Origin of the sequence: Rhodococcus sp. NPDC057014, from assembly GCF_042673295.1 — a bacterium.
In the GTDB taxonomy this organism is placed as follows: Bacteria; Actinomycetota; Actinomycetes; order Mycobacteriales; family Mycobacteriaceae; genus Rhodococcus_F.
Genome location: NZ_JBHUSF010000029.1, coordinates 38,110 through 48,269 on the forward strand (window position 1 = coordinate 38,110; position 10,160 = coordinate 48,269).

Annotated in this window: 10 protein-coding genes; 8 read left to right on the top strand and 2 right to left on the bottom strand. The window is 66.9% G+C overall.

The genetic code is table 11. The annotated features are described in order from the left end of the window. Positions 1–125 precede the first annotated feature (125 nt). The 4 genes from ACFTZB_RS09100 to ACFTZB_RS09115 all read left to right on the top strand — a co-directional run bounded on the left by ACFTZB_RS09100 (position 126) and on the right by ACFTZB_RS09115 (position 3,098). Positions 126–875 carry an SDR family NAD(P)-dependent oxidoreductase gene (locus ACFTZB_RS09100; protein WP_378431192.1) on the top strand — a complete coding sequence of 250 codons (750 nt, stop codon included), beginning with the start codon at positions 126–128 and terminating at the stop codon, positions 873–875. Beyond that, positions 872–1,705: an aldo/keto reductase gene (locus ACFTZB_RS09105; RefSeq protein ID WP_378431193.1), complete on the top strand. Its 834-nt coding sequence runs from the start codon at positions 872–874 to the stop codon at positions 1,703–1,705. The genes ACFTZB_RS09100 and ACFTZB_RS09105 overlap by 4 nt, the downstream gene beginning before the upstream one ends. Positions 1,706–1,795: 90 nt before the next feature. Beyond that, a complete protein-coding gene (locus tag ACFTZB_RS09110; RefSeq protein WP_378431194.1) occupies positions 1,796–2,440 on the top strand; it encodes a dihydrofolate reductase family protein in 645 nt (214 codons plus the stop codon). A gap of 28 nt (positions 2,441–2,468) precedes the next feature. Then, positions 2,469–3,098: an alpha/beta hydrolase gene (locus tag ACFTZB_RS09115; RefSeq protein WP_378431195.1), complete on the top strand. Its 630-nt coding sequence runs from the start codon at positions 2,469–2,471 to the stop codon at positions 3,096–3,098. Between the two features lie 14 nt (positions 3,099–3,112). Here the strand turns inward: ACFTZB_RS09115 and ACFTZB_RS09120 are convergent, their stop codons facing one another. Beyond that, complete coding sequence (locus tag ACFTZB_RS09120) at positions 3,113–3,895, bottom strand: IclR family transcriptional regulator (protein ID WP_378431196.1); 783 nt, start codon at positions 3,893–3,895, stop codon at positions 3,113–3,115. Positions 3,896–3,981: 86 nt separating this feature from the next. Here ACFTZB_RS09120 and ACFTZB_RS09125 point away from each other — a divergent pair, with 86 nt between their 5' ends. Genes ACFTZB_RS09125 through dmpG form a run of 3 tightly spaced genes read left to right on the top strand, consistent with a single transcriptional unit; the run spans position 3,982 to position 6,793 of the window. Then, complete coding sequence (locus tag ACFTZB_RS09125) at positions 3,982–4,797, top strand: 2-keto-4-pentenoate hydratase (protein WP_378431197.1); 816 nt, start codon at positions 3,982–3,984, stop codon at positions 4,795–4,797. Continuing rightward, positions 4,794–5,765, top strand: a complete 972-nt coding sequence (locus ACFTZB_RS09130) for an acetaldehyde dehydrogenase (acetylating) (protein ID WP_378431198.1) — start codon at positions 4,794–4,796, stop codon at positions 5,763–5,765. The genes ACFTZB_RS09125 and ACFTZB_RS09130 overlap by 4 nt, the downstream gene beginning before the upstream one ends. Continuing rightward, entirely contained in the window at positions 5,762–6,793 is a 1,032-nt protein-coding gene (gene dmpG / locus ACFTZB_RS09135; protein WP_378431199.1) for a 4-hydroxy-2-oxovalerate aldolase, read from the top strand. The genes ACFTZB_RS09130 and dmpG overlap by 4 nt, the downstream gene beginning before the upstream one ends. A gap of 7 nt (positions 6,794–6,800) precedes the next feature. On the opposite strand, the gene ACFTZB_RS09140 is transcribed toward dmpG, so the two are convergent. Beyond that, complete coding sequence (locus ACFTZB_RS09140; protein ID WP_378431200.1) at positions 6,801–8,258, bottom strand: catalase; 1,458 nt, start codon at positions 8,256–8,258, stop codon at positions 6,801–6,803. A gap of 278 nt (positions 8,259–8,536) precedes the next feature. Here ACFTZB_RS09140 and ACFTZB_RS09145 point away from each other — a divergent pair. Next, positions 8,537–10,160 (top strand): methane monooxygenase (locus tag ACFTZB_RS09145; protein ID WP_378431201.1); only part of this gene is annotated, 1,624 nt, incomplete at its 3' end.

Below are 10,160 nucleotides of genomic sequence, written 5' to 3' on the forward strand. Positions count from 1 at the left end.
ATATACCGTGATTAATAGCAAGGTCCAGACCGCATTAGGTCTGAGTTCAACCATAGAAAGCATTTTCTGACGCGGATCGGTCGGGAACGTCGACCGTCGCCGCGCCACCCGAAGGGAGCCACACCGTGGGCGCATCAACGCAGGTCACCGAACTGAAAGGTAAGGCCGCCATCGTCACCGGTGCGGCCGGAGGAATCGGATCCGCTATCGCCCGGGCTCTCGCGGCGCAGGGCGTCATCGTGGTGGGAGTCGACGCCGACCCGAAGATCACCGAGTTCATGGACGGGATCGGCGGGCACGGGCTGTGCGGGGATCTCACCGATCCAGCCTTCAGCGCCTCCGCCGTCGACCTCGCCCAGCAGGTGGCCGGAAGCCTCGACATCCTGATCAACGCGGCAGGCATCCAGCTGCGGACCCCCGCGATCGACGTGGAGGAGGACGGCTGGCAGCGGCTGGTCGACGTGAACCTGTCGGCCGTGTACCGGCTGACCCGGCAGGCGATGAAATCGCTGATCGCGTCTGGCGGCAGTGTCGTCAACATCGCCTCGCTGTCCGCCGACCGCGCAGTGCCCGGCATCGTGCCCTACGGCGCGACCAAGGCCGCGCTCACCCAACTCGGCAAGGGACTGGCGGTCGAACTGGGGCCGCAGGGCGTGCGCGTGAACACGATCGCGCCGGGCTACATCGAGACCCCGATGACCGCCGAGGTGCTCGGCCAGGAGGAGTTCCGCGCCCAGAAGCTGAGCCGGATTCCGTTGCAGCGGTTCGCCGAAGGTGACGACGTCGCCGACGTCGTGCTCTTCCTCGTCTCCGACGCCGCCCGCTACGTCACCGGCGTCGTGCTGCCCGTCGACGGCGGGTATTCGATCACATGACCGAGGCAACGACGATTCCGTCGGTGACCCTGAGCAACGGGGTCGTGATGCCCGCCATCGGATTCGGGGTGTTTCAGATTCCCGACGACGCCATGGGCACCACCGTCCTGCACGCACTGGAGGCCGGGTACCGGGCCTTCGACACCGCTCCGATGTACGGCAACGAACGCTCCCTCGGGCGCGCCCTGACCGATTCCGGCGTGCCCCGCGAGGAACTGTTCGTGACCACCAAGGTCTCCAACGAGGACCAGGGCCACCGGTCGACGCTCGACGCCGTCGAGAGCAGCGTTGCCCGCCTCGGCCTGGACTGCGTGGACCTGTGCCTGATCCACTGGCCGGCCCCCGCTCGTGGCGCGTACCTCGACACGTGGCGGGCACTCGAACAACTCCACGCCGCCGGGCGGATCCGGGCGATCGGAGTCTCGAACTTCCAGGCCGATCACCTCGACCGGCTGCTCGAGGTCGCCGCCGTGCGTCCGATGGTGAACCAGATCGAAATACATCCACTGCTGCCCCAGCAGTCGATGGTGGAACTGCACCGGAGTCTGGGCATCCACACCCAGGCATGGGCACCGCTCGCCCGTGGCCGGCTGCAGGAGAACCCGGTCCTCACCGCACTCGCACGCCGGCACGACGTGTCCGTCGCCCAGGTCGTGCTGCGGTGGCATCTGCAGCGCGACATCGTGCCTCTGCCGAAATCGTCTTCGCCGGAACGGATGCGCGCGAACGTCGACGTGTTCGATTTCGCCCTCGACGCCAACGAGATCGCGCAGATCTCCGCGCTGGACCGGGACGAGAGGACCGGACCTCACCCCGACGACGTCAACTGAACCAGGACCTGTCGTGGACCCGCCGATGAGTTCGTCCCGCTCTCGGAGTCTCTTCCTCGGTACCATCGTCGAGAGCGCAGGAGGAACCGAGTGAGTCAGCTGCTGAGAGTCCAGAACTTCAACGTGTCGCGCGACGGGTTCGGTGCCGGTGACGGCCAGAGCCTCGAGAGACCGTTCGGTCACGCTGACCCCGGTGTCCTGTTCGCCTGGGCGGGGGCAACGGCGAGCTGGCACATGCGCACCGGTCCCGGCGGGAGCCGCGGCCTCGACGACTACTTGATCCGTGATTACGACCGCAACATCGGCGCCGAGATCATGGGACGCAACAAGTTCGGACCGCAACGTGGTCCCTGGGAAGATCACGAGTGGCGCGGCTGGTGGGGCGACGAGCCCCCTTTCCACACCCCGGTATTCGTGCTGACCCACCACGTCCGTCCGTCGTTCACGCTCTCCGACACCACGTTCCACTTCGTCGACACCGATCCGGCCACAGTCCTCGCGCAGGCGCGGGAGGCGGCGCAGGGCAAGGACGTCCGGCTCGGCGGCGGGGCCGCCACCATCCGGGAGTTCCTCGACGCCGGCCTCGTCGACACCCTGCACGTGGTGGTGTCGCCGATCGAACTGGGATCCGGTGCGCGACTGTGGGAATCTCCCGACGATCTGCTCGACCGGTTCCATTGCGACGTCGTGCCCAGCCCGAGCGGCGTGACGCATTACCTGTTCTGGCGAAAATGACACAGGCGCATTTCGATATGGTGGAGGTATGAGGGCCCTACTCGTCCTGCTCTCGGTGCTGCTCGCCGTCGTCGTGGCGGGCTGCTCCGGAAATGACGACCCGCCGTCGACGGGTGGTGACACCACCGGAACCAGAATCGCGGTCGGTGGCGGCGACGCCCTGCAGTGGGGCGACGGCGAATACGGAGTGGTGCTGGCCCACGGTGCCGTCTTCGACGCCGCCAGCTGGGAGAATCAGGCCACGGCGATCGCCGACCAGGGCGCCACCGTCATCGCCGTGGAGAACATCGCGCCGGAGTCGATCGCGGCCGCCGTCGCGAAACTCCACGACGACGGGCATGCCGACGTCGCGCTCGTGGGCGGAAGCGCGGGCGCCGACGCGATCCTGCAATTGGCCTCGCAGCGGCCCGGCCTGCCCGACCAGCTGGTGCTGCTCTCCCCCAACAAGGTCGTCGACGGCCTCGGCGACGAGCCCAAGCTGTTCATCGCCAGCGAAGACGAGCCCGTCGCCGACGTGTCGCGGCAACTCGCCGACAGCTCACCGGGCCAGAACAACGACGTGATCCTGCTGCCCGGGTCCGATCACGCGCAGAACATCTTCGACGGCGACAACGCCGACGCGGCGATGGGTGCGATCCTCGAGCGGCTGGCCGGCTGATTCCCGCGCGGACCTCAGTCCGCCCCGGCCTCGGTCAGCGCACGCGTGATGCTCAGTGCAGTGGTGTGCACGGCGGGCCCGACGCGCCGGATGTCGACCTTGCCGATCCACCCCGACGCCGAGACGGCGGCCACCGGCGGTCCGTCGTCGATGCGGACGGCGCTGGCGACGCACGCGACGCCGGGCGCCGACTCCTCGTGCTCGTAGGCGATGCCGGTCGACGCGATCCGTCGCAACTGACGCACCAGCGCCCCGGGCGCGGTGATGGTGCGCGGACCCACCCGCGACAGCCCGGCCGCGACCACGGCCTCGAACGCCGCGGGCGGTGATCCCGCGAGCAGAGCCTTGCCCACCCCCGTCGCGTGTGCGGGGAGACGCCCACCCACGCCGGACGGCAGCCACGGTGCATCCCGCCCCGGGAGGATCTCGACGTACACCACCTCGGCCCCGTCGAGGATCGCCAGGTGCACCGTCTGCCGCGTCGCCTCCCGCAGGTCGGCGAGGAACGGCAGCGCCACCTCCCGGACCGAACGTCGCCGCGACGCGCGTTCCCCGAGTTCGAACAGCCGCAGTCCGAGCCCTACCTTGACGCCGCTGCGCTCGAGAAATCCGACGCCTTCCATCTCCTTCACCAACCGAGACACCGTCGCCTTCGGGATCCCGGTGCGCCGGGTCAACTCGTTGACACCCAGCGTCGTGTCGGTGGGACCGAACGCCGCGAGCAATTCCGATATCCGCCGGACCACCGAGGTCGGCTCGTCACCCGCCGAAGAAGTGTTCCGTTCTACGGGACTCATTCGTTGAGTATCACCATCGAGCCCAGCACAGTACAAGCAGCAACGCGCGCAACGTCCCACTCGAACCAGCCACAGCGAGGTCATCGATGCCCACCACTACCTCTACGGCCCTCCCGAATTCGTCGATTCAGGCCGCCGCGGAGCGGCTCACGGCCGCAACCGCCCGACCGTGTGCGCCCGTGCGGGATCTGCTCGGGACCACCGACATCGCCGCGGCGTATACCGTGCAGCAACTGCTGACCGACCGGCGTCTCGCCGCCGGGGAGAAGATCACCGGCCGCAAGATCGGGTTGACCTCCCCCGCCGTGCAGCAGCAGTTGGGAGTGGACCAACCGGACTTCGGGGTGCTGTTCGCCGACATGGACGTCACCGCTCTGCCCGAGGTTCCCAGCGGCCGGTTGCTGCAACCGAAGGCCGAGGCCGAGATCGCATTCGTGCTCGGCGCCGACCTGATCGACGGCGACCTCGACGACACCCAGATCCGCGGCGCCGTCGCCCGCGCCGCCGCCGCGCTGGAGATCGTCGATTCCCGCATCGCGGACTGGGACATCACCATCACCGACACCGTCGCCGACAACGGCTCCTCCGGGTTGTACGTCCTCGGCGAGAACTGGCTCACCCTGGACGAATTCGAACCCCGCGACGTCGTGATGCAGTTGTACTCGGGCGACGAACTGGTCTCCGAGGGCACCGGCGCCGCCTGCCTGGGCGACCCCCTCGCCGCCCTGGCCTGGCTCGCCCGCACCGCCCGCGACTACGGGCACCCGCTGCGCGCCGGGCAGGTCATCCTCTCCGGCGCCCTCGGTCCGATGGTCCCCACCCCGCCCGGCACCACCGTCCGCGCCGAACTGTCCACCCTCGGCACCGTCACCGCCACCTTCTCGAAGGACACCCACTCATGAGCGACACCCCCAACATCAAGGTCGCGATCATCGGCTCCGGCAACATCGGCACCGACCTGATGATCAAGGTCCTGCGCAACTCCGACATCCTCGAGATGGGCGCGATGGTCGGCATCGACCCGAACTCCGACGGCCTCGCCCGCGCCGCCCGCCTGAACGTCCCGACCACCGCAGACGGCGTCCAGGGCCTGATCGGTCTCGACACCTTCGCCGACATCGACATCGTCTTCGACGCCACCTCCGCCGGGGCCCACCGGGCCAACGCCGCCGCCCTCGCCCCCTACGGGAAGAAGCTGGTGGACCTCACCCCGGCCGCGATCGGCCCGTACGTGGTGCCGCCGGTCAACCTCGAGCAGCACCTCGACGGGGACGTCGACAACGTCAACATGGTCACCTGCGGCGGGCAGGCCACCATCCCCATGGTCGCCGCCATCTCCGCCGTCACCCCCGTCGCCTACGCCGAGATCGTCGCGTCCATCGCGTCGAAGTCCGCCGGCCCCGGCACCCGGGCGAACATCGACGAATTCACCGAAACCACCTCGCACGCCATCGAACAGGTCGGCGGCGCCGCCCGCGGCAAGGCGATCATCGTCCTCAACCCCGCCGAACCACCCCTGCTGATGCGCGACACCGTCCTCGCCCTCATCGGCGACGCCGACCACGACGCCATCCGCGCCTCGATCACCGACATGGCCGCCCGCGTCGCCGAGTACGTCCCCGGGTACCGGCTCAAACAGGACGTCCAGTTCACCCCGATCCCCGACGGCGAACCCGTCCACACCCTGCTCCCCGACGGCGCCGGACCGGTCACCACCAAGGTGTCGGTGTTCCTCGAGGTCGAGGGCGCCGCCCACTACCTGCCCGCCTACGCCGGCAACCTCGACATCATGACCTCCGCCGCCCTGCGCACCGCGGAATCCATCGCCCGACGCATCCAGACCACGATCCCCGCGGAGGTCGCACCATGACCAAGCTCTACATCCAGGACGTCACCCTGCGTGACGGCATGCACGCCGTCCGGCATCGCATCACCCCCGACGACGTCGGCCGCATCGTCGCCGCCCTCGACGCCGCCGGGGTCGACGCCATCGAGGTCGCGCACGGCGACGGTCTCGCCGGCGGCTCCCTCAACTACGGGCCCGGCAGCAACACCGACTGGGAGTGGATCGAGGCCGCCGCCGACAACCTCACCCACGCCACCCTGACGACCCTGCTGCTGCCCGGTATCGGCACCATCGCCGAACTCGAACAGGCCCACAAGCTCGGGGTCCGCTCCATCCGGATCGCCACCCACTGCACCGAGGCCGACGTCGCCGCCCAGCACATCACCAAGGCCCGCGAACTCGGCATGGACGTCTCCGGGTTCCTGATGATGAGCCACATGACCCCCGCCGACAACCTCGCGAAGCAGGCGAAGCTGATGGAATCGTATGGGGCGCACTGCGTGTACGTCACCGACTCCGGCGGCAGGCTCACCATGAACGGGGTCCGCGACCGGGTCCGCGCCTACCGGGACATCCTCGACCCCGGCACCCAGATCGGCATCCACGCCCACGAGAACCTGTCGCTGTCCGTCGCGAACAGCGTCGTCGCCGTCGAAGAAGGCGTCACCCGCGTCGACGCCTCCCTCGCCGGGCACGGCGCCGGCGCCGGTAACTGCCCGATCGAAGCGTTCATCGCCGTCGCCAACCTCCACGACTGGGAGCACGGGTCCGACCTGTTCGCGCTGCAGGACGCCGCCGACGACCTCGTCCGGCCCCTGCAGGACCGGCCCGTGCGGGTCGACCGGGAAACCCTCACCCTCGGCTACGCCGGCGTCTACTCCAGCTTCCTCCGGCACGCCGAAACCGCCTCGAAGAACTACGGCATCGACGTCCGCACCATCCTCCAAGAAGTCGGCACACGCGGACTCGTCGGTGGGCAGGAAGACATGATCACCGACATCGCCCTCGATGTGCTTCGCACCCGTGAGTACTTGTTAACCGCGGGCGGTTAACAAGTACTCACAAGGCGCCGAGTGCTTCGCATGCCTTTCGCACACCTTCGCCGTATGCGGGATCGGCTTGGGTGCAGTGGGCGATGTGGCGTTCGATGACGGCAACCGATGCCCCGGTGATGGCGCGGGCGGTGTTCTCGAACAGCACGGTCTGCTGCTCGGCGTTCATGCTGCGGAAGAGGTTGCCGGGCTGTTCGAAGTAGTTGTCGTCGTCTGCGCGGTAGTCGAACCGGTCGGCGACGGCACCCACTCCGAGCGGCGGCTCGGCGTAGCTGCGCTGGTCGGCGAACCGGCCGTGGGAATTGGGTTCGATACTTGGGATGCTGCCCTGGTTGCCGTCCACTCGCATGGCACCGTCACGGTGGAAGGAATTGACGTGTGTTGCGCCTCTCGGGCAGTTGACCGGGATCTGGTGATGGTTGACGCCCAGGCGGTAGCGGGCGGCGTCGCCGTATGAGAACAGTCTGCCTTGGAGCATGCGGTCCGGGGAGAATCCGATGCCGGGAACGATGTTCGCCGGGGAGAACGCCGCCTGTTCGACGTCGGCGTGGTAGTTCTCCGGGTTGCGGTTCAGTTCGAGTTCGCCGACCTCGATGAGGGGGTAATCCTTCTTCGACCACACCTTGGTGAGGTCGAAGGGATGGTAGCGGTAGGTCTGGGCGTCCGCTTCGGGCATGATCTGGACGGAGAGGGTCCACTTCGGGTAGTTGCCCTCCTCGATTGCGTTGAAGAGGTCGCGCTGCGCCGACTCGCGGTCGCCGGCGACGACGACGGCAGCTTCTTCGTCGGTGAGGTTCTTGATGCCCTGCTGGGTGCGGAAATGGAATTTCACCCAGGAGCGTTCCCCGGCGTCGTTGACGAACGAGTAGGTGTGTGAGCCGAAGCCGTGCATGTGCCGATAGCCGTCGGGGATACCGCGGTCGGACATCACGATGGTGATCTGGTGCAGGGCCTCGGGGAGATTGGTCCAGAAGTCCCAGTTGTTCTGCGCCGAGCGAAGATTGGACTTCGGATCGCGTTTGACCGCGTGGTTGAGATCGGGGAACTTGAGGGGGTCGCGGAAGAAGAAGACAGGGGTGTTGTTGCCGACGACGTCCCAGTTTCCCTGTGCGGTGTAGAAGCGGACGGCGAAGCCGCGGATGTCGCGTTCGGCGTCGGCGGCGCCGCGCTCGCCCGCGACGGTGGAGAATCGCAGGAAGATCTCGGTCTGTTTGCCGACTTCGGAGAAGACGTCGGCATTGGTGTGCGCAGTGACGTCGTGGGTGACGCGGAAGGTGCCGAAGGCGGCGGAGCCTTTGGCGTGCATCCGGCGTTCGGGGATGACTTCGCGGTCGAAGTGCGCGAGCTTCTCGAGGAACCAGACGTCCTGCAAGAGCATCGGACCGCGCGCGCCGGCGGTGAGACTGTTCTGGTTGTCGGGTACCGGTGCACCGGCGACGGTGGTGAGTCCGTTGGGGTTGGTCATCGATTTCTCCTGTCTGTCACCCGGGGCTGGTCGGGTGAATGTGGTTCGGCGAGAGCTTCCCTCAGGACCGAGCGCGATGGCGTCTCAATTTGACATCCCCCGGTGAGCCCGTTCATGGAGGGCGAGGGCGTCGACGATCGCTTCCGCCGCCCGCCACCGCATGGATGTGACAGTCGTCTCACACTGAGACGGTCGAGAGCTGGGTCACGCGGTTCAATCAATCGCACAACGTCCCCCGCAGCCGGCACCCGGCCGGCTCTTGATCCAGGAGGCGCACATTGAGTAGGCAAAGCCTGACAAAGGCCCACGCGAAGATCACCGAACTGTCCTGGGATCCGACATTCGCAACCCCGGCCACCCGGTTCGGCACCGATTACACCTTCGAGAAGGCTCCGAAGAAGGATCCTCTCAAGCAGATCATGCGGTCCTACTTCCCGATGGAGGAGGAGAAGGACAACCGTGTGTACGGCGCCATGGACGGTGCCATCCGCGGCAACATGTTCCGCCAGGTGCAGCAACGGTGGCTCGAATGGCAGAAGCTGTTCCTGTCGATCATTCCGTTCCCCGAGATCTCGGCCGCCCGAGCGATGCCGATGGCCATCGACGCCGTGCCCAACCCGGAGATCCACAACGGTCTCGCGGTGCAGATGATCGACGAGGTTCGTCACTCGACGATTCAGATGAACCTCAAGAAGCTGTACATGAACAACTACATCGACCCGGCCGGGTTCGACATGACGGAGAAGGCGTTCGCGAACAACTACGCGGGCACCATCGGCAGGCAGTTCGGCGAAGGATTCATCACCGGTGACGCGATCACCTCGGCCAACATCTACCTGACCGTGGTCGCCGAGACCGCGTTCACGAACACTCTGTTCGTCGCCATGCCCGACGAGGCCGCCGCCAACGGCGACTACCTGTTGCCGACCGTCTTCCACTCGGTGCAGTCCGACGAGTCGCGGCACATCTCCAACGGTTACTCGATCCTGCTGATGGCCCTCGCCGACGAGCGGAATCGCCCACTGCTCGAACGCGACCTGCGGTACGCATGGTGGAACAATCACTGCGTCGTCGACGCAGCAATCGGCACGTTCATCGAATACGGCACCAAGGACCGCCGCAAGGACCGGGAGAGCTACGCCGAGATGTGGCGTCGCTGGATCTACGACGACTACTACCGCAGCTACCTCATCCCGCTCGAGAAGTACGGCCTGACGATTCCGCACGACCTGGTCGAAGAGGCGTGGAAGCGCATCACGGACAAGGGCTACGTCCACGAGGTGGCCAGGTTCTTCGCCACCGGTTGGCCGGTCAACTACTGGCGTATCGATGCCATGACCGACAAGGACTTCGAGTGGTTCGAGCACAAGTACCCGGGCTGGTACTCGAGGTACGGCAAGTGGTGGGAGGAGTACAACCGGCTCGCCTACCCCGGTCGCAACAAGCCGATCGCATTCGAAGAGGTCGGGTACCAGTACCCGCACCGGTGCTGGACCTGCATGGTGCCCGCCCTCATCCGCGAAGACATGGTCGTCGAGAAGGTGGACAACCAGTGGCGGACCTACTGCTCGGAGACCTGCTACTGGACCGACGCCGTCGCGTTCCGTGAGGAATACCAGGGTAAGCCGACCCCGAACATGGGACGGCTCACCGGGTTCCGTGAATGGGAGACCCTGCACCACGGTAAGGACCTCGCGGACATCGTCTCCGATCTCGGTTACGTCCGCGACGACGGCAAGACCCTGGTCGGTCAGCCGCACCTCGATCTGGACGACCCGAAGAAGCTGTGGACCCTCGACGACGTGCGGGGCAACACCTTCCAGAGCCCGAACGTGCTGTTGAACCAGATGTCCGACGCCGAACGCGACGCTCACATCGCCGCCTATCGCGCAGGCAGCACCG

What these genes read in the sequence shown, in the direction of transcription:
- ACFTZB_RS09105 (WP_378431193.1), top strand. Translation starts at nt 872, where the DNA reads ATGACCGAGGCAACGACGATTCCGTCGGTGACCCTGAGCAACGGGGTC.
- ACFTZB_RS09115 (WP_378431195.1), top strand. Translation starts at nt 2,469, where the DNA reads ATGAGGGCCCTACTCGTCCTGCTCTCGGTGCTGCTCGCCGTCGTCGTG.
- ACFTZB_RS09120 (WP_378431196.1), bottom strand. Translation starts at nt 3,895, where the DNA reads ATGAGTCCCGTAGAACGGAACACTTCTTCGGCGGGTGACGAGCCGACC.
- ACFTZB_RS09125 (WP_378431197.1), top strand. Translation starts at nt 3,982, where the DNA reads ATGCCCACCACTACCTCTACGGCCCTCCCGAATTCGTCGATTCAGGCC.
- ACFTZB_RS09130 (WP_378431198.1), top strand. Translation starts at nt 4,794, where the DNA reads ATGAGCGACACCCCCAACATCAAGGTCGCGATCATCGGCTCCGGCAAC.
- dmpG (WP_378431199.1), top strand. Translation starts at nt 5,762, where the DNA reads ATGACCAAGCTCTACATCCAGGACGTCACCCTGCGTGACGGCATGCAC.
- ACFTZB_RS09140 (WP_378431200.1), bottom strand. Translation starts at nt 8,258, where the DNA reads ATGACCAACCCCAACGGACTCACCACCGTCGCCGGTGCACCGGTACCC.